Below are 24048 nucleotides of genomic sequence, written 5' to 3' on the forward strand. Positions count from 1 at the left end.
GGATGGCTTCGGGCTTGATGTTGGAGTGCCCTTAGAATGTGGGTAATGCCGGCGCGAATACTCTGCCATGGCAACCTGCCTCACAAGGGAGCAAATTGCATGCCAGTGCCCTGGGATGGGTTTTTTGCCCCAAAATCACGCTTTCTCCGCTTCAGGGGCAAGAGTGCCGGCATTTTGCGCACTGCAATGTAGCGCTTATTTGAATAAATGACCCGTTTTGGTGCATCGAAAACCTTCTGCACATTAACTGGTTAAACCTTGAGCAATTTCCGCTATAATCCGCGCCCCCCTTTTTCGGCTGACCCGGCGCACGCTGTTTTCATGAAACTAATCGTTAAAGTTTTCCCGGAAATCACCATCAAGAGCCGCCCGGTTCGGACGCGTTTCATCCGTCAGTTGGCCAAGAACATCCGTGCCGTGCTCCGTGACCTGGACCCGGCTGTGGTGGTCGATGGTGTGTGGGACAACCTCGAGCTGGAAACCGCCGTCACCGAGCCCAAGGTGCTCAAGGACATGACCGAGCGCCTGAGCTGCATGCCCGGCATCGCGCATTTCCTGCAGGTCGACGAGTACCCCCTGGGGGACTTCGACGACATCGTCGCCAAGTGCAAGCAGCACTTCGGCGAAGTCTTGGCGGGGAAGATTTTCGCTGTGCGCTGCAAGCGCGCCGGCAAGCATGAATTCAGTTCCATGGACGTGGAAAAGTACGTCGGTAGCCAGTTGCGCCGACAGTGCGGTGCCGCGGGAATCGACCTGAAAGCGCCGCAAATCGAAGTGCGGATGGAAATTCGCGACCAACGGTTGTTCGTGATCCACAGCCAGCACAATGGCATCGGCGGCTACCCGCTGGGCGCCCTGGAACAGACCCTGGTGCTGATGTCCGGTGGCTTCGACTCCACCGTGGCGGCCTACCAGATCATGCGTCGCGGCCTGATGGGGCATTTCTGCTTCTTCAACCTGGGCGGTCGTGCCCACGAATTGGGCGTGATGGAAGTCGCGCACTATATTTGGAAGAAGTACGGCAGCTCCCAGCGCGTGCTGTTCGTCAGCGTGCCATTCGAGGAAGTGCTGGGCGAGATCCTCGGCAAGGTCGACGACAGTCATATGGGCGTCATCTTGAAGCGTATGATGTTGCGTGCCGCCTCGAGCATCGCCGAGCGCCTGCATATCGATGCGCTGGTCACCGGCGAGGCGATTTCCCAGGTGTCCAGCCAGACCCTGCCGAACCTGTCGGTGATCGACTGCGTGACCGACAAGCTGGTGCTGCGGCCGCTGATCGCCAGCCACAAGCAGGACATCATCGACCTGGCCAACCAGATTGGCACCGCGGACTTCGCCAAGCACATGCCGGAGTACTGCGGGGTCATCTCGGTGAACCCCAAGACCAATGCCAAGCGCCATCGCGTCGAGCATGAAGAGAAAGAATTCGACATGGCCGTGCTCGAGCGTGCGATCGAGCGGGCCAAACTGGTGCCGATCGATCGAGTGATCGACGAGCTGGGCCAGGATGTTCAAGTTGAAGAGGTCAGCGAAGCGCTGGCCGGCCAGATCGTCATCGACATCCGTCACCCGGATGTCCAGGAAGATGAACCGCTGGAGCTGGCTGGCATCGAAGTCAAGGCGTTGCCGTTCTATGCGGTGAACGCACGCTTCAAGGAACTGGACCCTAACCGCCAGTACCTGCTGTATTGCGACAAAGGCGTCATGAGTCGCCTGCATGCTCACCATCTGCTCAGTGAGGGACATGCCAATGTGCGCGTTTATAGACCGAGCTAAATGCCCGGGGCTGTTCGCCTGTGGCTTGCGTCACCGGCCCCCCGACGCCGCCGTCAAGCTGTAACGGCAAGGCCTGAATCTATTGTTAATCGCTGCCAGCATTTGTCAGCACACCGAATCCTCTGATCGAGATACACAAGTGATCGAAAATCTACGCAACATCGCCATCATCGCCCACGTTGACCACGGTAAAACCACCCTGGTAGACAAACTCCTGCGTCAATCCGGCACCCTGGAGCGCAACGAGCTCAACGACGAGCGCGTGATGGACTCCAACGACCAGGAAAAAGAACGCGGCATTACCATCCTGGCCAAAAACACCGCCATCAACTGGAACGGCTACCACATCAACATCGTGGACACCCCCGGCCACGCCGACTTCGGCGGCGAAGTTGAGCGCGTAATGTCCATGGTCGACTCCGTGCTGCTGCTGGTCGATGCCCAGGACGGCCCGATGCCACAAACCCGCTTCGTGACCAAGAAGGCTTTCGAAGCCGGCCTGCGTCCGATCGTGGTGATCAACAAGGTCGACCGTCCGGGCGCGCGTCCTGACTGGGTTCTGGACCAGATCTTCGACCTGTTCGACAACCTGGGCGCCACCGAAGAACAGCTGGACTTCAAAGTCGTCTACGCCTCGGCCCTGAACGGCATCGCCGGTCTGGACCACACCGACATGGCCGAAGACATGACCCCGCTGTACCAGTCGATCATCGACAACGTGCCAGCGCCAAGCGTCGATCGTGACGGTCCGTTCCAGATGCAGATCTCTGCCCTGGATTACAACAGCTTCCTGGGTGTGATCGGCGTTGGCCGTATCGCCCGTGGTCGCGTCAAGCCGAACACCCCGGTCACTGCCATCGATACCGAAGGCAAGAAGCGCAACGGCCGTATCCTCAAGCTGATGGGTCACCACGGCCTGCACCGCGTGGACGTTGAAGAAGCCGCCGCTGGCGACATCGTCTGCATCAGCGGTTTCGACGAGCTGTTCATTTCCGACACCCTGTGCGACCCGACTGCTGTTGAAGCAATGAAGCCGCTGACCGTCGACGAGCCGACCGTATCCATGACCTTCCAGGTCAACGATTCGCCGTTCTGCGGTAAGGAAGGCAAGTTCGTGACCTCCCGTAACATCAAGGAGCGTCTGGACAAGGAGCTGCTGTACAACGTAGCCCTGCGTGTTGAAGAAGGCGACTCGGCCGACAAGTTCAAGGTTTCCGGCCGTGGTGAGCTGCACCTGTCGGTTCTGATCGAAACCATGCGTCGCGAAGGCTTCGAGATGGGCGTTGGCCGTCCTGAAGTGATCATCCGTGAAGTTGACGGCGTGAAGCAGGAACCGTTCGAGAACGTGACCATCGACATCCCTGAAGAATCCCAGGGCAAGGTGATGGAAGAAATGGGTCTGCGTAAGGGCGACCTGAGCAACATGGTTCCGGATGGCAAGGGCCGTGTACGCCTGGAATACAACATTCCAGCCCGTGGCCTGATCGGTTTCCGTAACCAGTTCCTGACCCTGACCAACGGTGCAGGCATCCTGACCTCGATCTTCGATCGCTACGCTCCGATGAAGTCCGGCCATATGTCCGGTCGTCAGAACGGCGTACTGGTATCGGTTGAGACCGGCAAGGCCCTGACCTACTCCCTGGAAACCCTGCAGGCGCGCGGCAAGCTGTTCGTCGAGCACGGCCAGGAAATCTACAACGGTCAGATCGTTGGTCTGAACAGCCGTGACAACGACCTGGGTGTGAACCCGACTAAAGGCAAGAAGCTCGACAACATGCGTGCTTCGGGCAAGGACGAGACCATCGCCCTGGTTCCGCCAGTTCGTTTCACCCTGGAACAGGCCCTGGAATTCATCCAGGACGACGAACTGTGCGAAGTGACTCCTAAGTCCATCCGTCTGCGTAAGAAGATCCTGGACGAAGGCGAGCGTACCCGCGCTGCCAAGAAAGCCAAGAACTGAGTCTTTAGTTCCGGCTGAATGAAAACGCCCCCGGCCTTGCGGCCGGGGGCGTTTTTTTATGCCTGGAGAAAACCTGTAGCCGCTGCCGGGTCCGCGAGGCTACGACTGGCCGCGCAGGGGCCATCAACCCAGGAGCCGCGTAACACGGCCGCAGTGGCTAATGCCAGTCAGTTGAGCGAGGTGATCCCCTGTAGGAGCAGCCGATCGCGGCCTCGCAAGCTCGGCGTCGGCTAGGACGGCGGTGGTGGCAGAGTTGTAGAGGGCGGGGGATCAGAAGCGTTCGAGGGTCCGGCTGCTGGTGTTGGTCGGACGCTCCAGGGGCTTTGGCTTGTAGGCGCAGTAGCCTGGGCGTGGGCCGACCTTGGGATGGTTGCGGCAGGTATCGGGGCGCTTGTCATAAATGGTGCACAGGCGGCTCTTGCGGTCCAGATACAGGCAATCGTTGTTGCTCATGCGCTGCAGGGTGAAGATTTCCGACTTCTGGTTGTAGCGCTCGACGATGCCTTCCTTTTGCAGGCGCTTGGCGATGTTCTTCGCCGGCTCGCCGCGTTCGAACTCATCGACCACGCCGATGCGGATCAGGTCCTTGATCTTCACTTCCACCGGCAGGGTGCAGCAGCTGGACATGCAGGAACCGCACATGGGCGCGGAATACTTGGCCCAGGTATCGAGACGGTCGATTTCCGCGGCGGCGATCAGGTTGGACTTCATCATCGAGGTGGTTTCCAGCATGTTTTCGGGGGCGCGCGATCATACCGGGACTGCTGGATTTTTGAACAACTTTGTGTCGGATTTTTCTTGGCATACGGCCGGCCAGTGCATGACGGCACAGGCCCTGCATCTTTTTTCCTATCGGTGCAGCCGCTCCTCTCGTTTGGTCGAGCCGTTTGCAATAGCGCCGAACCAGGGCCTTCGCTCCGTGTCAGACCGACTAGGCTCAGTCAATTCCATGCTCACTGTGTATCTCGTCAGAGGTCGTAACGATGACTCAGGAATCCCATGTTCGCGACACGCAGGTGGCGGCTTTTCGTGAAGCCGTCCTGACCAAACTCACCTACGCGGTCGGCAAGGACCCGGACCATGCCTTCGACCATGACTGGTTCGAAGCCATTGCCCTGGCTGCGCGGGACCACATGGTCGATCACTGGATGGATCACACCCGGCAGATCTATCGCCGGGGGCAGAAGCGGGTGTACTACCTGTCCCTCGAGTTCCTGATCGGTCGATTGCTGATCGATAGCCTGAGCAACCTCGGCTTGCTGGAAGTGGCGCAAGAGGCCCTGACGGACCTGGGGGTAGACCTGCAGCGCATCCGCCTGCTGGAGCCCGATGCGGCCCTGGGCAACGGTGGGCTGGGGCGCCTGGCGGCATGCTTCATGGAAAGCATGTCGAGCCTGGGTATCGCCGGCCATGGCTATGGCATTCGCTATGAGCACGGGCTGTTCCGCCAGGCCATCGTCGATGGCTGGCAACAGGAGCAGACCGAGCACTGGCTGGATTTCGGCAACCCCTGGGAGTTCGAGCGTCCCGAGGTGATCTACTCCATAGGTTTCGGCGGCGGTGTCGAGACCGTGGTCGACGAGAGCGGCGCGACCCGCCAGGTCTGGTGGCCGGCGGAAACCGTGCGGGCGGTGGCCTACGACACCCCGGTGGTGGGTTGGCGCGGTGCCAGCGTCAACACCTTGCGCCTGTGGCGTGCCCGGGCCATGGAGGAGTTGCACCTGGAGCGCTTCAATGCCGGCGACCACCTGGGGGCGGTCGCGGAGGTGGCCCGGGCCGAGAGCATCTCGCGGGTGCTGTACCCGGCCGACAGCACCGAAGCCGGGCAGGAACTGCGCCTGCGCCAGGAGTACTTCTTCGTCTCGGCGTCGTTGCAGGACCTGTTGCGCCGGCACAAGAACATGCATGACTCGGTGCTCAGCCTCGGCGAACACGCGGCTATCCAGCTCAACGACACCCACCCATCGATCGCCGTGGCCGAGCTGATGCGCCAGTTGGTGGACCTGCACGGCATCGCCTGGGACGCGGCCTGGCAGATCACCGTGGAAACCCTGGCCTACACCAACCACACCCTGCTGCCCGAGGCGCTGGAGACCTGGCCGGTGGGGTTGATGGAGCGCCTGCTGCCGCGGCACATGCAGATCATCTACCTGATCAATGCCCAGCACATCGACTCGTTGCGGGCCAAGGGCATGCACGATTTCGACGTGCTGCGGGCGGTGTCGCTGATCGAGGAGGACAACGGCCGCCGGGTACGCATGGGCAACCTGGCATTCCTCGGTTCCCACAGCGTCAACGGCGTATCCGGCCTGCATACCCAACTGATGCGCAGCACGGTGTTCTCCGAGTTGCACAAGTTGTATCCGGAGCGGATCAACAACAAGACCAACGGCATCACCTTTCGCCGCTGGCTGTACCAGGCCAACCCGCAATTGACCCAGATGATGCTGGAGGCCGTGGGCCCCGAGCTGCTGGACAATCCCGAGGAGCTGCTGCTGGGGATCGAGCCCTTTGCCGAGAAAGCGGCCTTTCGCAAGCAGTTCGCCGAGCAGCGCTTGCACAGCAAGCGGGCCCTGGCGGCGATCATCCACGAGCGCCTGGGTATTGCCGTCAACCCGGCGGCGATGTTCGATGTCCAGGTCAAGCGCATCCATGAGTACAAGCGCCAGTTGCTCAATCTGTTGCACACCGTGGCCTTGTACCAGGCGATCCGCGCCGAGCCGGAAACCGACTGGGTGCCGCGGGTGAAGATCTTCGCCGGCAAGGCCGCCGCCAGCTACCACCAGGCCAAGCTGATCATCAAGCTGACCAACGACATCGCCCGTACGGTGAACAACGACCCTACGGTGCGGGGCCTGCTCAAGGTGGTGTTCCTGCCCAATTACAACGTCAGCCTGGCGGAAAGCATCATTCCCGCGGCGGACCTGTCGGAGCAGATTTCCACTGCCGGCTTCGAAGCCTCGGGTACCAGCAACATGAAGTTCGGCCTCAATGGCGCCTTGACCATCGGCACCCTGGATGGCGCCAACGTCGAGATGTGCGAGCGGGTCGGCGCCGAGCACATGTTCATCTTCGGCCTCAGCGCCCAGCAGGTGGAGGCCCGCAAGCGCAATGGCGAATTCAGTGCCGGGCCGGACATCGCCGCCTCCCATCGCCTCAACGATGTGTTGCAGGCGATCCGTGGTGGCGTGTTCTCCCCGGACGATCCGTCGCGCTATACCGGCCTGGTCGACTCGCTGGTGGACTACGATCGATTCCTGGTCTGTGCCGACTTCGATGCCTATTGGAGTGCCCAGGCCCGGGTCGAGGAGCGCTGGCATGACTCCAAGGAGTGGTGGCGCTCTGCGGTGCTCAACAGTGCGCGGATGGGCTGGTTCTCATCGGACCGGACCATTCGTGAGTACGCCACGCAGATCTGGAAGGCCTTGGAGTGAGCCCCGGGGAATATCCGGAACTGTGAGCGAGGCCCAGCGTGCGCTGGGCCTTGTCGATATACTTGGCGGCGTTTTTTCCCCGGCTCGTGCCTTGGCGTTCGTGCCTGGCTTCCAAAGGGAATGGCGAGCCTTGCCGGCGCTGGTGCGAAGGCCGCATAAAAAGAAAGGCTGGATCTGTCCGTCAACGGGCTGTTTAGGGATGTCGACACATGCAATGGATGTTCATGTTGTTGGGGGTGGTGCTGGGGTGGGTAGTCGATGAGTCTTTCGGCGATGCCCTGATCGGTGCCTTTATCGGCCTGGCCATTGGCTTGGCTTTTCGCCTGGGCCTCCTGCACAAGCAGGTTGGCGAGCAGCAGCGCGAGCTGGAACGGGCCAAGGAGGCGCTGTCGAGTTTGGGCCAGCGCCTGGCGCTATTGGAGGCCGGCTCCAGCCCGCCCGCCGAGCCCGTGGTGCAGCCCGAGGCCAGCGCCAGCAGCGCGCCAGCTGCCGAGGCCACGAGCGATCTCGGCTTTGTGCCAGCCCCCGAGCCGACCCCGGAATTTGTTCTCGATGAGGTCCAGCCTGTGCAGCCATTGCCTGCTGCCGCGGACCTGGTCTGGGAGTTGCCTGCGACCGCCAAGCCAGCCACTTCCATGGCCAGCGAACCCTTGCCGGATTCGGTGTGGCAGCCACAACCGCAAGCGCGTGAGGCGCGTCCATCGACTGTGCCCGAGACCCATGAGCCCAACCTGATCGAGCGCGCCATCAGCGGCGCCCGCAATTGGCTATTTGGCGGCAATACCGTGCTGCGGGTCGGAGTCGTGCTGTTGTTCCTCGGCTTGGCATTCCTCCTGCGCTATGCCACCGAAGGCGTGGTGGTGCCCATCGAGTTGCGCTATGCCGGGGTCGCGGCCTGTTCCCTGGGCCTGCTGGGCCTGGGGTGGTGGCTGCGCCGACGTAACGGTGCCTATGCCCTGATGCTCCAGGGCACAGGGATCGCGGTGCTGTACCTGACGGTGTTCGCGGCCATGCGCCTGCACCCACTGCTCGATCCTTCCGCGGCGCTGGGGCTGTTGGTGGCGGTGACACTGTTCTCGGCGATCCTGGCCATCACCCAGGATGCCCTGGGGCTGGCCGCTGCGGCGGCCCTGGGCGGGTTTGCCGCACCGATCCTCACCTCCACCGGCGCGGGCAGCCATGTGGCCCTGTTCAGCTATTTCGCCCTGCTCAACGCCGGCATCCTGGCCATCGCCTGGTTCAAGGCCTGGCGCCTGCTCAACCTGATCGGTTTCGTGGGTACCTTCGGTATCGGCTTCGCCTGGGGCATGCGCTCCTACACTCCGGAACTGCTGTGGAGCACCGAGCCGTTCCTGATCCTGTTCTTCATCATGTACCTGGCTATTGGCCTGCTGTTCACCCGGCGCAAGTTGCTGGACATGAGCGATGCGCCGGCCGACGGCGATCGCCAGGCGCTGCTGCAATGGTCCGTGCGCAAGGGCGACTATGTCGATGGCAGCCTGCTCTTCGGCCCGCCATTGGTGGGTTTCGGCCTGCAGCTGGCGCTGGTCCAGCACCTGGAATTTGCCGCCTCCTTCAGCGCCCTGGCCCTGGGCCTGGTCTACATGGTGCTGGCACGCCTGCTGCTGGGGGGCCGGGCGGTGTTGCTGGGCGAGACCTGCCTGGCCCTGGGCGTGATTTTCGCCAGCCTGGCGATTCCCCTGGGGCTGGATGCGCGCTGGACCGCTGCGGCCTGGGCGGTCGAGGGCGCCGGGATCTTCTGGCTTGGCATGCGCCAGCAGCGTTCGCTGGCCCAGGCCTTCGCCCTGCTGCTGCAAGCAGGTTCGGCCGCGGCCTTCCTCGATTCAGTGCGTTTTGCCAGCACCAGCCTGCTGTCCGGTGCGCCCCTGGGGGCGCTGCTGCTGGGCGGGGCCTTGCTGTTCAGCTACGACCAGTTGCGGCGCACGCCGAAGGCCCTGTTGCCGAACTGGCTGAAGGAGGGTATCCGGCCGCTACTGGCGGTGGCGGGCCTGGGGTTCCTGTACCTGCTGGCGCCGCTGTTCTTCCTCACCCAGGGTACGGCCATCAGTTGGGCCCTGGCGGGGCTGGCGACCCTGTTCGTCGGCCTGCGCCTGCAGTCGCGGACGTTCCTGTTCAGCGCATTCGCCATCCAGTTGCTCGGTGGGGCATTGTTCCTGACGGGCCTCAAAGGTGCGGATGCCGGGGCCAATGGGGTGTTCGGTAGTGGCTGGAGCGGATTGATGAGCGCTTCGCTGATTGGCCTGGCGCTGATCGGCGGCATGCTGGTGGCATCGCGCGATGCCATGGTGCGCGACGATCCGCGCCTGTTGCGCGGCCTGTCGCTGGTGCTGCTGGCGGGGCTGGTGCTGATCAACCTGGCGGTGCTGTTCGTCCTGCCGTGGCGTACCGCCAGCGGTGTGTGGGCCGCCAGCGGCTTGCTGATCATCTGGCTGAGCCTGTACCTGCAGCAGCGGGTGAGCTTTGTCTTCGGCCTGGCCCTGCAGGTAATCGGTGGCAGCGCTTTCCTGTTGGCCGGTTCGGACTGGTTCCATGGCGCAGTGGCCGAAGGCGTGCGCCCCCTGGCCAATGGCGACTTCTGGACGCCGATGGTCCTGGCACTGGCAGCGCTGTTGGGCGCTTGGCGCCTGCAACGCGGCAACCATGGTTCGGCGTTCGACACCCTGGGCCTGGGGTACCTGGCCGACTTGCTGCTGGCCTGGGGCGCGTGCTGGTGGGCGTTCACCTGGACCAAGGAAGTGCTGCGCTTCGCTCCGGATCATTTGCAGCCGGCCCTGCTGTTGGCACTCGCCACGGCCAGCGTAGCGCTCGCGGCCTTGCTGGCGGTGCGCCTGCAATGGAAGTCCCTGGGCCTGTTGGGCAGCCTGCTGATCCCGGCTGGGGCCCTGGTGCTGATGGCTTCCTGGACCTTACGCTACCATCCGGCGGCGAACTTCGGCTGGCTGGCTTGGGCACTGCTGTTCGTCGTGCACTTCTTCAGCCTGCGGCGCTTGGCGAGTTTGCTGCCGGCCCGAGTGGCAAGCGTCGCTCATGTGCTGGGTTGCTGGCTGTTGATCGGCGTGCTGGCACTGGAGTTGCGTTATGGCCTGCTGTTGTTGTCCGAGCAGTACAACGCCTGGCGCTGGTTGGGCTGGGCGATCCTGCCGAGCCTGTATCTGGTGGCGATGGCGGTACCTCGCAACTGGCCATGGCCGGTGGGCAGTTACTCCCGGGAGTATCGCCTGTATGCCGCACTACCCCTGGCGGTGCTGATGCTTGGCTGGTTCTGGCTGGCCAACGTGTTCAGCGACGGGCGCGCCGAGCCATTGCCGTACCTGCCATTGATCAACCCGTTGGAGCTGGGGCTGCTGTTCGCCCTGTTCGGGGTCTATGTCTGGTCGCGCAGTGCGGTCCGGGAGCTGGCGATTCGCGGCGATTACGCCGAGCGTGGTGCGCAACTGGTGGCCGGGGTGTCGCTGTTCGCCTTCTTCACCGTGCTGGTCATGCGCGCGGCCCATCACTGGAGCGGGGTACCGTTCCATCCTGATGCGTTGTTGGAGTCGATGATGGTCCAGGCCGGGCTGTCCATTGTCTGGACCTTGATCGCCTTGAGCCTGATGATCGGCGGACATTTGCGTCATCGTCGCGAGGTCTGGCTGATCGGTGCGGCGCTGATTGCCGTGGTGGTGGCCAAGCTGTTCCTGGTGGAGTTGAGTAACCGTGGCGGGCTGGCACGCATTGTCTCGTTCATCGGTGTTGGAGTGCTGTTGCTGGTCGTGGGCTATTTCGCCCCGTTGCCGCCCAAGCGGGCGGAGGTCGAGCCTGAGGCTGGCAAATCGTTGAATGAAGGAGTGTCGTCTTGAGTCGTAAGTTGAGCCTGCGCTGGTGGGGGGCCATGGGCCTGTGTGTGGCGTTGTCCGCGATGGCCCAGGAGCGACCGGCGGACTTCAAGTCCCTGGTACCCTTGAGCCTGAGTGGCGAAGGCCCCTGGTATCGCCTGGAGCTGCCCCTGGGCGTGCAGTTGCGTGCCAGCCAGGCCGACTTGCGGGATGTGCGGGTGTTCAATGCCGCCGGTGAGCCCCAGGCCTATGCCCTGGCTCGCCAGCAGGCGCAGTCCACCGAGCAGCGCAACCTCAGTGCGGTGAAATGGTTCCCGCTGTACAACTCGGCGCAGGCCGGTGACAGCCCGCCCAGCGTGCGGGTGCAATCCAATGCCAATGGCACCCTGGTGCAAGTCCAGCCTTCGACCCAGCTGGAGGCGGGAGAGGAAGTGCTGCGCGGATGGCTATTGGATGCCAGCGCGATCAAGGCGCCGTTGCAGCAGTTGGTCCTGGACTGGGTCAGCGAACACGATGGTTTCCAGCGTTTCAGCATTGAAGCCAGCGACGATTTGCAGCATTGGCAGCCCTGGGGGGACGGCCAGGTGGCACGCCTGTCGTTCGCCGATGAACGGATCGAACAGCATGAAGTAGCCTTGCCCGGGCAGACGGCGCGCTACCTGCGCTTGTTGTGGCAGTCGCCGCAGGCAGCGCCGACGCTGACAGCCGCGCAGTTGCAAAGCAGCACTACCAGTAGCCAGCCATCGCCGCTGGCGTGGTCGCAACCGTTGGCAGGCAGTGTGGCCAAGCCGGGGGAGTACAGTTGGCAGTTGCCCATGGGGCTGAATGTCGAACGGGTACGAATCGAGCTCAAACAGGCCAACAGCCTGGCTCCGGCCAGGCTTTATGGGCGGCGTGAAAGCAGCTTGCCCTGGCAGCCCCTGGGTAATGGCTTGCTGTATCGCCTGACCCAGAATGGCCAGGATGTGCAGCACAATGAGCTGCAACTGCCAGGACAAACCGTGCAGCAACTCAAGCTGGTGGTGGACGAGCGGGGCGGTGGCCTGGGGGCCGAGGCGCCCAACCTGGAATTTGCCGTGCGCGGTGTGCAGCTGGTGTTCCTGGCTCGTGGCGACGGGCCTTTTACCCTGGCACTGGGCAATTCCGCGGCGAGTGCAGCCAACTTGCCGTTGTCCACCCTGATTCCCGACTACAGCCCGCAGCGCCTCAAGGACCTGGGCCAGGCCCGGGTCGATGGCGCGTCGCAACTGGTGCCCGTGGCGACCAAGGACCCGGTCGCGCCTGCGTCCGCAGGCCTTGACTGGAAGAAGATCGGCCTGTGGGCGGTATTGTTGCTGGGGGTGCTGGCCCTGGCGGGCATGGCCTTCAGTCTGCTGCGCAAGCCCGAGGGCAAGCCCTGAGCCTGGGCAAGGAGGTTTGTCCCGATTGAACGTCCCACGGGAACGGGCCTCCTTGCCATAATCCGACTACGCTCAAACCGGCGCCTGAACTCTATCTGCCAGTTCCCTGTCTCAGATGAGGAAATGCGCTTCGACTCGCGTTAAACTGCGCGGGTTTTTTAGCCCCCCATTCCTTCCGGAGCCTTCCATGTCCCGCGTTACCCTGAGTCGCTACTTGATTGAGCAGACCCGCAGCAACAACACTCCTGCCGATCTGCGCTTCCTGATCGAAGTGGTGGCGCGTGCTTGCAAGGAAATCAGCCATGCCGTGTCCAAGGGCGCCCTGGGCGGCGTACTGGGCAGCATGGGTACGGAAAACGTCCAGGGCGAAGTGCAGAAGAAGCTCGACGTGATCTCCAACGAGATCCTGCTCGAAGCCAACGAGTGGGGCGGCCACCTGGCTGGCATGGCGTCCGAAGAAATGGACAATGCCTACCAGATCCCCGGCAAATACCCCAAGGGTGCCTACCTGCTGGTATTCGACCCGCTGGATGGTTCGTCCAACATCGACATCAACGCGCCGGTCGGTACCATCTTCTCGGTACAGCGTTGCCCTAACGAATACCTGAGCCAGAACGAAGCCCTGAATGAAAAGGCCTTCCTGCAGCCGGGCTCCAAGCAAGTGGCCGCCGGCTACGCGATCTACGGTCCGCAGACCATGCTGGTGCTGACCCTGGGCGATGGCGTCAAGGGCTTCACCCTGGATCGCGAGATGGGCAGCTTCGTCCTGACCCACGAGAACATCACCATTCCTGAAAGCACCCAGGAATTCGCCATCAACATGTCCAACCAGCGTCACTGGGAAGCCCCGGTCAAGCGCTATGTGGATGAGCTGCTGGCCGGCGACACCGGTCCGCTGGAGAAGAACTACAACATGCGCTGGGTCGCCGCGATGGTGGCTGACGTGCATCGCATCCTGACCCGTGGCGGCCTGTTCATGTATCCGCGTGACAGCCGTGAACCGGAAAAACCCGGCAAGCTGCGTCTGATGTACGAAGCCAATCCGATGTCGTTCCTGGTGGAACAGGCGGGCGGCGCGTCCACCAACGGTCACCAGCGTATCCTCGACATCCAGCCTGAAGGCCTGCACCAGCGCGTAGCGGTGTTCCTGGGCTCCAAGGAAGAAGTGGCCCGGGTCACCGCCTACCACCAGGAGTAAATCATGAGTGAACCCTGGCAGCCTCTGCTCGATTGGTGGTTCGGCGATGCCCAGACGCCAGCGCAGATCGTGGCTGCCAAGGGTGGCTTGTGGTTTGGCAAGCGCGACAGCCAGGATCGTGAAGCGAAGGAGCGTTTTGGCGACCTGGTGGAGCAGGCCCTGGCTGGTGGTTTGACCGAGTGGGCGCAAAGCCCCCAAGGCTGGCTGGCCCTGGTGCTGTTGCTGGACCAGCTGCCGCGCATGATCCATCGCGACACCCCCGGGGCATTCTCCGGTGATGCCCGCGCCCAAGCCCTGGTGGCCCAGGGTATTGCCGCAGATTTCGATCGGCGCCTGACGCCCATGCAGCGCTGCTTCATCTACCTGGTGTTCGAGCATTGCGAGCACCTGGCGGTGCAGAACGAAGCCGTGTCGCGCTTGGCTGCCTTGCACGACGAGCAACCATTGCAGGACCGTCCGGTCTTCGCCAGCCAATTGGACTATGCCGAACGGCACCAGAAGATCATCGCTCGCTTCGGGCGCTTTCCCCACCGCAACGCCATTCTCGGGCGTGAATCCAGCGCCGAGGAACTGGCCTTCCTGCGCCAGCCCGGCTCAAGTTTCTAATCCCTCCCTGTAGCTGCTGCCCAGCGGCGAGGTTGCGCCAAGGCCCCAGGGCTTTGCGGCGCTTTTCCTGCCGAGGCGACTCCCGCGTCCCTGCGGGCCGTGTGCAGCTTGCGGCGGTGACACGAAGTGCAAAGGACGTCAGATCCTGAAGCTGCCCACCAGGTGTTGCAGGCGCTGGGCCTGTTGTTCCAGGTCGGCGCAGGCGCGCAGGGTGGCTTGCAGGTTCTCCACGCCTTCCTGGTTGAGGGTGTTGATCTGGGTGATGTCGACGTTGATCGACTCCACCACGGCGGTTTGCTCTTCTGTCGCGGTGGCCACCGACTGGTTCATGCCATCGATCTCGCCGATGCGCTGGGTCACGCTGCCCAGGCGCTCGCCGGCCTGATTGGCGATGCCGACGCTGCTTTCGCTCTCGCGCTGGCTTTCGGTCATGGTGCCTACGGCCTGGCGGGCGCCCACTTGTAGCTCCTCGATCATCTTCTGCACCTGCTGCGCCGAATCCTGGGTGCGGTGGGCGAGGTTGCGAACCTCGTCCGCGACCACGGCGAAACCGCGCCCGGCCTCACCGGCACGGGCGGCCTCGATGGCGGCATTGAGTGCCAGCAGGTTGGTCTGCTGGGAGATGCCGGTGATCACTTCGAGGATCTGGCCGATGTTCACGGTGTTGCTGTTGAGGGTCTCGATGTGTTCGCAGGAATTGCTGATCTTGGTCGACAGCTGGTGCATGGCGTCGATGGTCCGGTCCACCACTTGCTGGCCGTCCTGCGCCAGGTTGCGCGCTTCGCTGGAGTGTTGCGAGGCCAGGGCGGCGTTCTGGGCGATCTCCTGGGCAGCCGCGCCCAGCTGGTTGATGGCCGCGGCCACGCTGCTGGTACGCGAGGCTTGCTGGTCGGAATTGAGCATCGACGAATTGGAGGCGGCGACTACCCGCAAGGCGACTTCGTTGACCTGGCCGGTGGCCGAGGACACTTCGCGGATCGAACCGTGGATACGCTCGACGAAGCGGTTGAACGACAGGCCCAGGGTGCCGAATTCGTCATGGCCGTGGATCACCAGGCGTCGGGTCAGGTCGCCTTCGCCTTCGGCAATGTCATGCATCGCGCGCCCCATCAGGTGCAGGGGCTGCATCAGGATGCGGATCAGCATGCCCAGCAGGCCGATGATGATCACCACGGCAATGGCCATGGCGATGAGCGCCGAAGTTCGGAACTCGCTGAGCATGGCGAACGCGGTGTCCTGGTCCAGGACCAGGGCTACGTACCAGTTGGCCGAGGGCACGCCATCGATGTGGGTGAAGGAAATGAACTGGGCCTTGCCGCCCAGTTGCGCTTCCTTGAGGCCGGGGCTGATGTTGGGCGCGCCGTCCGGATAGGCTTCGGCCAGGCTCTTGAGCACCAGCTTGTTGTCCGGGTGGATCAGGATCTTGCCCTCGGCACTGACGATGAAGGCATGGCCGTGACCGCCGAAGTTCAGCGAGTTGATGATGGCGCTGATGCTCGACAGGTCGATGTCGGCCCCCGCGACGCCGATCATCCGGCCCTGGTGCTGCACTGGGGTGGCAACGGTGATGACCAGCTTGCCGGACGAGGCGGCGATGTAGGGCTCGGTGACGATGGTCTGCTGGGCGGTATTGGCCGCCTTGTACCAGCCACGGCTCCGGGGGTCGTAGTCGGCCGTGCGGTTGCCGGCTGGTACGGAGAACATTGCGCCGTCCTGGCCACCGAAGTAGGTGAGCTGGAAATTGCTGGTGTAGGCGGGCAGGCCGACACTGCGCTTGAGGCTGTCGGCGCCGCTGCCGTCCACGGCGACCTGCTGTGCCAGCGATTGCAGGAGCTGGATACGGCTTTCCAGCCAGGTCTGGATGTTGCGGGTGGTCAGGCTGCCCAGTTCTTGCATCGTTGCTTGGGTACTGCCGCGCAAGGCCTCGCGCTGACGGTAGTCATTGAACAGAATGAAACAGGCGAACGCGACGGCTACCACAAGGGCAGCGGCTAGCAGGATCTTGTGGCTGAACTTCATATTGCTGGTCATTAAGTGAACTACCGCGAGGGGCTGGTCAACGAGGGGCGTCAATTTGCCACAGTGGAGGGCTTTGCGCTGCAGTTATGTCGACTGGCCATCACTGAAGATGAGGCGAGAGAGTGGAATCCCGACGAACTGCCTATGGGGTTTCGAAGGTGGTTGATTTACGACGCAAATACCTGGGCTCCCGGCGAGAAATAGCGGGCCCTGCGGGGAACCAGATGGGGGTTTTCTCTTCTAAGCTTCTGGTTGGCTGACAGGCCTTCCCCCTTTCGTCCAGGAGTTCACCATGTCCCTGCGTTCCATCGCTCTGTTGTCGTTCTGCGTGCTACTGGCCGCGTGCAGCAAGGTCAATCAGGAAAACTATTCCAAGCTCTCGGCGGGCATGCCCAAGGCCGATGTCGAAAAACTTCTGGGCAAGCCGACCGACTGTTCCGGCGCACTGGGCATGTCCAGCTGTACCTGGGGCGATAAGAACAGCTTTATCAGCGTGCAGTATGCCGGTGAGAAGGTCCTGATGTTTTCCGGGCAAGGCCTGAAGTAAATCCGGGGCTTCGGGCCCACGGGAGAAAAATAATGATGCGTTTTGTTGTCACTCTTCTGGTCGGCCTGCTCTTGGCCGGCTGCGCCACGTCCCGGGACGATTCGCTGGCGCCCAAGACCGCTAACCATGTCGAGCTCAAGCGTTACCAGGGGACCTGGTACGAGCTGGCGCGCCTACCCATGTATTTCCAGCGTAACTGTGCTCAATCCGAGGCTCGCTACACCCTGTTGCCCGAGGGCTCGATGGCGGTGCTCAACCGCTGCCTGACCCCGGACTGGAAGTGGGAGGAAGCCCGAGGTACAGCGACGCCCCAGGTGCTGGGCAAGACCGACAAGCTCTGGGTTCGGTTCGACAACTGGTTCACCCGATTGCTGCCAGGGTCGATCAAGGGCGACTACTGGGTGCTGTATGTCAGCGACGACTACAAGACAGCGATCGTGGGCAATCCCAACCGTCGCTACCTGTGGTTGTTGTCGCGTACGCCGGAGGTCAATGAAACGGTGCGCGAGGAGTTGCTGAGCAAGGCTCGCCAACAGGGCTATGACACCACGCGGCTGATCTGGCGGGTATCGGACTCGGCCATGGCCAAGACCTCGAAGTAGTTCCTGGCCCCATGGGAGCCGATGGTTTTCATGGGCAATGGCCGGGTTGCCAGCATCTGCGGGCTTCCCGGCCGGTCAAGGGGTGAGCCTTGCCGAGTCAGGCCAGGAGGTCGCGCAGTACCTGGGTAAAACTGCGGCAGCTCTCTTCGTCCGCAGGATGCCGTCCGTCACGTACCACCCACTGGCCTCCCACCATGACGTCTCGCACCTGGCGATCACTGCCGGCAAACAGCCAGCGGTTGAGGATTGCGTCGCCATCGGCCGTGGCCAGGTAGGGGTCGTTGCCATCGAGCACCAGCCAGTCGGCGCGCTTGCCCACGGCGAGGGAGCCAATGGCCTGGCCCAGGGCCTGGGCACCGCCATCCAGCGCCGCGTCGTACAGGGTGCGCCCAACCATCGGCTGGTCGGCCCGGTACAAGCGGTTGCGTCGCTGGTCTCGCAGGCGCTGGCCATACTCCAGCCAGCGCAATTCCTCTACCACGCTGAGCGAGACATGGCTGTCGGAGCCGATGCCCAGGCGTCCGCCCTGGGCGAGGAAGTCCACCGCCGGGAAGATACCGTCGCCCAGGTTGGCCTCGGTGGTCAGGCACAGGCCGGCAATGGCCCGGCTCTGGGCCATGAGGCTGACTTCCTCGGGGTTGGCGTGGGTGGCATGGACCAGGCACCAGCGCTGATCCACCGCTACATGCTCATACAGCCATTGCAGGGGGCGACGGTTGCTCCAGGCCAGGCAATCCTCGACTTCCTTCTGCTGCTCGGCAATGTGGATATGCACCGGGCAATGGGTATCGCTGGCGGCCAGCACTTCGCTGATCTGTTGTGGCGTGACCGCGCGCAGGGAGTGGAAGCACAGGCCCAGTTGCTGGTTGGCCTGTCCGGCCAGCAGGGGTTGCAGTTGCTGTTGCAGCTTGAGGTAGCCCTCGGTGCTGTTGATGAAGCGGCGTTGGCCATCATTGGGAGCCTGGCCGCCGAATCCGGAATGGCTGTAGAGCACCGGCAGCAGGGTCAGGCCGATGCCGGTGCTGGCGGCGGCCTGGCTGATACGCCGCGACAGCTCGGCCGGGTCGGCGTAGGGTTGGCCGCTGGTGTCGTGGTGCACGTAGTGGAATTCGGCCACCGAGGTATAGCCGGCCTTGAGCATCTCGATATACAGCTGGCGGGCGATGATCTCCAGCTGCTCGGGACTGATCTTGCCCACCAGGCGATACATCAGGTCGCGCCAGGTCCAGAAGCTGTCATTGGGATTGCCGGCCACTTCCGCCAGGCCGGCCATCGCCCGCTGGAAAGCGTGGGAGTGCAGGTTGGGCATGCCCGGCAGCACGGGGCCCTTGAGTCGTTCCGCTCCCTCGGCGTCGGCGTTGGCCCGGATCTGGGTCAGCTGGCCGTCGGCACTGACTTCAAGACGTACATCATTGGCCCATCCATCAGGCAATAGCGCGCGTTCGGCAAAGAAGGCGGACATGGTTCGAGCACCCCATTGTGTGTTATTTGTATATACATATACAGACGTTTGCCTGCTCGGTAAACTCCGGCAAGCTAAGCTCTTGTCTCCAGGGACATCAGGCCCTGATCACTTTCACCGACCCACAAGGATTTCCCGTGCCGACCCCGACTGCCAACTCGCCGCTGGTCGCCCACCTGAGCGATAGTCCGGCGCCCTTGTATGCCCGCGTCAAGCAGATGATCACCCAGCAGATCGAGAGCGGAAACTGGCCGCCGCACTACCGCGTGCCGTCGGAAAGCGAGCTGGTCAGCCAGTTGGGTTTCAGCCGCATGACCATCAACCGCGCACTGCGCGAGATGACCGCCGAAGGCATGCTGGTACGCATGCAAGGCGTGGGTACCTTCGTCGCCGAGCCCAAGACCCAGTCGGCATTGTTCGAGGTGCACAATATCGCCGACGAGATCGCCTCCCGCGGTCATCGCCACACTTGCCAGGTCATCACCCTGGGCGAGGAGGCCGCCGGTTCCGAGCGTGCCCTGGCCCTGGACATGCGCGAAGGGCAGAAGGTCTTCCATTCGCTGATCGTGCATTTCGAGAACGACATCCCGGTGCAGATCGAGGATCGCTTCGTCAACGCCCTGGTCGCGCCGGAATACCTCAAGCAGGATTTCACCCTGCAGACTCCCTATGCCTACCTGTCCCAGGTCGCCCCCCTGACCGAGGGCGAGCATGTGGTCGAGGCGATCCTCGCCGAAGCTGAAGAATGCAAGCTCCTGCAAATCGAGCGGGGCGAACCCTGCCTGCTGATCCGTCGCCGTACCTGGTCCGGGCGCCAGCCGGTGACCGCCGCGCGGCTGATCCACCCCGGTTCCCGCCATCGCCTGGAAGGACGCTTTCACAAATGATCCAGTCCACCCTGTTACGTGCCGCCGATTATCCGCGCATGCCCTGGAAAAACGGCGGCGGCAGCACCGAGGAAATCACCCGGGACAGCGGAACCGGCCTGGAAGGCTTCGGCTGGCGGCTGTCGATCGCCGACATCGGCGAGTCCGGCGGATTCTCAAGCTTTGCCGGATACCAGCGAATCATCACCGTGCTGCAGGGGGCGGGCATGCAATTGTCGGTGGATGGCCAGGAGGGGCGGCCGTTGTTGCCGTTCGATCCCTTCGCCTTCAGCGGCGCCAGCCAGGTGAGCTGCAGCTTGCTGGGTGGGGCGATCCGCGATTTCAACCTGATCTACAGCCCCGAGCGCTACCTGGCACGCCTGCAGTGGTTCGACGGCCAACAGCGTTTCTTCACCCAGGCACACACTGTGCTGGTGTTCAGTGCCGCCGAGCAGGCGTGGGTGGACGTGACCGGCGCCACGGTGCAGGCCCTGGGGCGTTTTGACTGCCTGCGCCTGGACGGCAATGCCGGACTGCTCGAGATGGCCCTCGATGGGCACTGCTGCGTAATCGAACTCACCGCCCTTTGATTGAATCGGGCGCTGGCAGGTCAAGATACGACCTGCCAGCGTCATTCCCCCTCTCTCTATCTATATCCCTGCCGCCGCGCTTCGCCCCCTGGAACGAGGCGAGAAGAGTTGCGCCCGCTTATCTGGCAGAGGGGGCGCCAAAGGTTGTTTCTTGTGTGCACTCATCTGTTACCGAATGCCCCAAAAGGGCACGCAGGCCATTGCTGGTAACAGCTGTGGAGGAGGGTGGGCTATCCCCTGAGATTTTTTTCTTGCTCCGGCAAATGCTTGTCCTACAAGGCTTGCATGATCTTTTTGGAGGTTTGTCCAGTCGCTTCTGGTGGAGTTGGCCGCTTGATTGCATATGCTTGTATGTACAAGTAAATATGTGTGCGTAAGAGTCATTGGATCCTCTTCGCACCTTGGACTTATCGTCGAGGAGGTTTTCCGTGGCTGACAACAAATTCACCAAGTATCGGAACGTTGAAGTTCGTGCTGCACGTGGCAACAAGCTGACCGCCAAGAGCTGGCTGACCGAGGCGCCGCTGCGCATGCTGATGAACAACCTCGACCCTGAAGTCGCCGAGAACCCCAAGGAGCTGGTGGTCTACGGTGGTATTGGGCGCGCTGCGCGCAACTGGGAGTGCTACGACAAGATCGTCGAGGCCCTGACCCAGTTGAACGACGACGAAACCCTGCTGGTGCAATCCGGCAAGCCGGTCGGCGTGTTCAAGACCCACTCCAACGCCCCGCGGGTGCTGATCGCCAACTCCAACCTGGTACCGCACTGGGCCAGCTGGGAGCACTTCAACGAGCTGGACGCCAAGGGCCTGGCCATGTACGGCCAGATGACCGCTGGTAGCTGGATCTACATCGGCAGCCAGGGCATCGTCCAGGGCACCTACGAAACCTTCGTCGAGGCCGGTCGCCAGCACTACAACGGCAATCTCAAGGGCAAGTGGGTGCTGACCGCCGGTCTCGGCGGCATGGGTGGCGCACAGCCACTGGCGGCGACCCTGGCCGGCGCTTGCTCGCTGAACATCGAGTGCCAGCAGAGCCGCATCGACTTCCGCCTGAGCAGCCGTTATGTCGATGAACAGGCCAAGGACCTGGACGATGCCCTGGCGCGTATCGCCAAGTACACCGCCGAAGGCCGCGCCATCTCCATCGCCCTGTTGGGCAACGCGGCGCAAGTTCTCCCTGAACTGATCAAGCGTGGCGTACGCCCGGATATGGTCACCGACCAGACCAGCGCCCACGACCCGCTCAATGGCTACCTGCCAGCCGGCTGGACCTGGGAGCAGTACCGTGACCGCGCGCAGACCGATCCGGCCGCCGTGGTGAAAGCCGCCAAGCAATCCATGGCGGTGCATGTACAGGCGATGCTCGAGTTCCAGAAGCAAGGGATCCCGACCTTCGACTACGGCAACAACATTCGCCAGATGGCCAAGGAAGAGGGCGTGGCCAATGCCTTCGACTTCCCTGGTTTCGTCCCGGCCTACATTCGTCCGCTGTTCTGCCGCGGCATCGGTCCGTTCCGCTGGGCGGCGTTGTCCGGTGATCCGCAGGACATCTACAAGACCGACGCCAAGGTCAAGGAACTGATCGCGGACGATGCTCACCTGCACAACTGGCTGGACATGGCTCGCGAGCGCATCAGCTTCCAGGGCCTGCCGGCGCGTATCTGCTGGGTCGGCCTGGGCCAGCGCGCCAAGCTGGGCCTGGCCTTCAACGAAATGGTCCGGCGCGGAGAGCTGTCGGCGCCGATCGTCATCGGCCGCGACCACCTGGACTCCGGCTCGGTATCCAGCCCGAACCGTGAAACCGAATCGATGCAGGACGGTTCCGATGCCGTGTCCGACTGGCCGCTGCTCAATGCCCTGCTCAATACCGCCAGCGGTGCGACCTGGGTCTCCCTGCACCATGGCGGTGGCGTGGGCATGGGCTTCTCCCAGCACTCGGGCATGGTCATCGTCTGCGATGGCAGCGACGAGGCCGCCGAACGTATCGCTCGGGTACTGACCAACGATCCGGGCACCGGCGTCATGCGCCATGCCGATGCTGGCTACCAGATCGCGATCGACTGTGCCAAGGAGCAAGGCCTGAACCTGCCGATGATCACCGGCAAGTGACGCACCGGCGGTTCGCCGCCAGGACCAGGGAAGGAGCCGCCGTACCTTGCAGTACGGCGGCTCGGTCCGTGTAGCAGAGCTTTGACATGACAAAACTCCCCGGGAGAACAATAACGATGTCCACGGCCAGTGATAGCTCCAAACCCCTGATCGAGCGGCGGTCGATCAACTACATTCCCGAAGCCGAACGCCACGGCAAGCTCTACAGCCAGTTCACCCTGTGGTTGGGTGCCAATTTGCAGATCACCGCGATTGTCACCGGTGCCCTGGCCGTGGTGCTGGGCGGCGATGTGTTCTGGTCGCTGATCGGCCTGCTGATCGGTCAGTTGCTGGGCGGCGGTGTGATGGCCCTGCATGCGGCACAGGGGCCCAAGCTGGGCCTGCCGCAGATGATCTCCAGCCGGGTACAGTTCGGCGTCTACGGCGCGGCGATTCCGATCGTGCTGGTATGCCTGATGTACCTGGGCTTCACCGCCACGGGTACGGTGCTCTCCGGCCAGGCCCTGGGCCAACTGTTCGGTGTCAGTGACAGTGTCGGTATCCTGATTTTCGCCAGCGTCATCGTCCTGGTCACCGTGCTTGGTTATCGGGTGATCCATGTGATCGGGCGCATCGCCAGCGTCGTTGGCGTGATTGCCTTCGTTTATCTGTTCAGCCGCCTGATGAGCCAGACCGATGTCGGCGCGCTCCTGGAAATTCGTCACTTCAGCTGGAGCAGCTTCCTGCTGGCGGTGTCGCTCGCGGCATCCTGGCAGATCGCCTTTGGCCCCTACGTGGCGGACTACTCGCGTTATCTGCCGAGCCAGACCTCGTCGGTGAAGACCTTCCTTGCCGTGGGCGCAGGCTCGGTGGTGGGTGCGCAAGTGGCGATGATCCTCGGCGTGTTCGCCGCGGCCATGGCCAACGGGCAGTTCGCGGGGCGGGAAGTGGCCTACATCGTCGGCCTGGGCGGGAGCGGTGCCACCGCCGCGTTGCTGTACTTCAGCATCGCCTTTGGCAAGGTCACCATCTCGACGTTGAACTCCTACGGCAGCTTCATGTGCATCGCCACCATCATCAGCGGCTTCCGTGGCCACCTGGAGGTGACGCGCCTGCAGCGCCTGGTGTTCGTGCTGGTCATCGTTGGCGCCGCGACCCTGATCGCCCTGCTTGGGCAGCACTCGTTCCTGGGGGCATTCAAGTCTTTCATCCTGTTCCTGCTGGCCTTCTTCACACCTTGGAGTGCGGTGAACCTGGTGGACTACTACTGCATCACCCGTGAGAACTACGACGTACCCGCGCTGGCCGATCCCAAGGGGCGCTATGGCCGTTGGAATGTCCTGGGTATCAGCGTCTATGTGATCGGCGTGCTGGTGCAGCTGCCGTTCATTTCCACCAAGTTCTATACCGGACCGCTGGTGGACGCCCTGGGCGGGGTGGATATTTCCTGGATCATCGGCCTGGTGGTACCGGCGGCGCTGTACTACGTCTGTGCCAGGAAGTGGCACGGCTCGGTGCCTGAGCAGTTGATTCTGCCAGCAGAGCAGGGTGTGCCAGACCAGCAGAAGACCGCGACAACCCAGCACGCTGCTACGGTTTGAGTCCGCATGCAACGTGAGCGAAGCCCGGCGCTACTGACCGCCTCCAGTTCGATGGATGGTC

16 protein-coding genes are annotated in these 24048 nt (G+C 62.9%); 13 read left to right on the forward strand and 3 right to left on the reverse strand.

The genetic code is table 11. From position 1 onward, the window contains the following. The first annotated feature begins 321 nt into the window (after nt 1-321). Together thiI and typA are read left to right on the forward strand one after the other, a co-directional pair. Nucleotides 322-1776: a tRNA uracil 4-sulfurtransferase ThiI gene (gene thiI / locus I9018_RS02015; RefSeq protein ID WP_241108617.1), complete on the forward strand. Its 1455-nt coding sequence runs from the start codon at nt 322-324 to the stop codon at nt 1774-1776. Nucleotides 1777-1915: 139 nt separating this feature from the next. After that, nucleotides 1916-3736 (forward strand): translational GTPase TypA, encoded by a 1821-nt coding sequence (gene typA, locus I9018_RS02020; protein WP_068589407.1) that lies wholly within the window; start codon nt 1916-1918, stop codon nt 3734-3736. A 270-nt stretch (nt 3737-4006) separates the two neighbouring features. On the opposite strand, the gene I9018_RS02025 is transcribed toward typA, so the two are convergent. Next, nucleotides 4007-4450, reverse strand: a complete 444-nt coding sequence (locus tag I9018_RS02025; RefSeq protein ID WP_068589404.1) for a YkgJ family cysteine cluster protein — start codon at nt 4448-4450, stop codon at nt 4007-4009. Between the two features lie 269 nt (nt 4451-4719). On the opposite strand from I9018_RS02025, the gene I9018_RS02030 reads away from it, so the two are divergent. The 5 genes from I9018_RS02030 to I9018_RS02050 all read left to right on the forward strand — a co-directional run bounded on the left by I9018_RS02030 (nt 4720) and on the right by I9018_RS02050 (nt 14210). After that, on the forward strand, nt 4720-7170 hold the full coding sequence (locus I9018_RS02030) for a glycogen/starch/alpha-glucan phosphorylase (protein ID WP_241108618.1): 2451 nt from the start codon (nt 4720-4722) through the stop codon (nt 7168-7170). Between the two features lie 209 nt (nt 7171-7379). Then, nucleotides 7380-11030, forward strand: a complete 3651-nt coding sequence (locus I9018_RS02035; RefSeq protein WP_241108619.1) for a DUF2339 domain-containing protein — start codon at nt 7380-7382, stop codon at nt 11028-11030. Next, nucleotides 11027-12406 carry a DUF3999 domain-containing protein gene (locus I9018_RS02040; protein WP_241108620.1) on the forward strand — a complete coding sequence of 460 codons (1380 nt, stop codon included), beginning with the start codon at nt 11027-11029 and terminating at the stop codon, nt 12404-12406. The genes I9018_RS02035 and I9018_RS02040 overlap by 4 nt, the downstream gene beginning before the upstream one ends. Nucleotides 12407-12593: 187 nt before the next feature. After that, nucleotides 12594-13604: a class 1 fructose-bisphosphatase gene (locus I9018_RS02045; RefSeq protein ID WP_068589392.1), complete on the forward strand. Its 1011-nt coding sequence runs from the start codon at nt 12594-12596 to the stop codon at nt 13602-13604. A 3-nt stretch (nt 13605-13607) separates the two neighbouring features. Then, entirely contained in the window at nt 13608-14210 is a 603-nt protein-coding gene (locus I9018_RS02050; protein ID WP_241108621.1) for a DUF924 family protein, read from the forward strand. Between the two features lie 138 nt (nt 14211-14348). Here I9018_RS02050 and I9018_RS02055 read toward each other — a convergent pair whose 3' ends face one another. After that, complete coding sequence (locus tag I9018_RS02055) at nt 14349-16241, reverse strand: methyl-accepting chemotaxis protein (RefSeq protein WP_217884166.1); 1893 nt, start codon at nt 16239-16241, stop codon at nt 14349-14351. 280 nt (nt 16242-16521) lie between these two features. On the opposite strand from I9018_RS02055, the gene I9018_RS02060 reads away from it, so the two are divergent. Together I9018_RS02060 and I9018_RS02065 are read left to right on the forward strand one after the other, a co-directional pair. Next, nucleotides 16522-16776 (forward strand): hypothetical protein, encoded by a 255-nt coding sequence (locus I9018_RS02060; RefSeq protein WP_068589378.1) that lies wholly within the window; start codon nt 16522-16524, stop codon nt 16774-16776. 32 nt (nt 16777-16808) lie between these two features. Next, nucleotides 16809-17378 carry a lipocalin family protein gene (locus I9018_RS02065; RefSeq protein ID WP_241108622.1) on the forward strand — a complete coding sequence of 190 codons (570 nt, stop codon included), beginning with the start codon at nt 16809-16811 and terminating at the stop codon, nt 17376-17378. Between the two features lie 97 nt (nt 17379-17475). Here the strand turns inward: I9018_RS02065 and I9018_RS02070 are convergent, their stop codons facing one another. Beyond that, nucleotides 17476-18840, reverse strand: coding sequence for a formimidoylglutamate deiminase (locus I9018_RS02070; RefSeq protein ID WP_241108623.1), 1365 nt, complete (start codon nt 18838-18840; stop codon nt 17476-17478). A 218-nt stretch (nt 18841-19058) separates the two neighbouring features. Here I9018_RS02070 and hutC point away from each other — a divergent pair, with 218 nt between their 5' ends. The 4 genes from hutC (at nt 19059) to I9018_RS02090 (ending at nt 23987) form a co-directional block, all read left to right on the forward strand. Next, nucleotides 19059-19727: a histidine utilization repressor gene (gene hutC, locus I9018_RS02075; protein WP_241110101.1), complete on the forward strand. Its 669-nt coding sequence runs from the start codon at nt 19059-19061 to the stop codon at nt 19725-19727. Continuing rightward, entirely contained in the window at nt 19724-20296 is a 573-nt protein-coding gene (locus I9018_RS02080) for a HutD family protein (RefSeq protein WP_241108624.1), read from the forward strand. Before hutC ends, I9018_RS02080 begins: the two co-directional genes overlap by 4 nt. 428 nt (nt 20297-20724) lie before the next feature. After that, complete coding sequence (hutU, locus tag I9018_RS02085) at nt 20725-22407, forward strand: urocanate hydratase (protein ID WP_241108625.1); 1683 nt, start codon at nt 20725-20727, stop codon at nt 22405-22407. 116 nt (nt 22408-22523) lie between these two features. Next, the gene (locus I9018_RS02090) at nt 22524-23987 is read left to right on the forward strand and encodes a cytosine permease (protein WP_068589360.1); all 1464 of its coding nucleotides are present in this window, start codon (nt 22524-22526) and stop codon (nt 23985-23987) included. The last annotated feature ends 61 nt before the right edge of the window (nt 23988-24048 follow it).

The sequence above is a fragment of the Pseudomonas sp. MPFS genome (genome assembly GCF_022537035.1).
In the GTDB taxonomy this organism is placed as follows: Bacteria; Pseudomonadota; Gammaproteobacteria; order Pseudomonadales; family Pseudomonadaceae; genus Aquipseudomonas; species Aquipseudomonas sessilinigenes.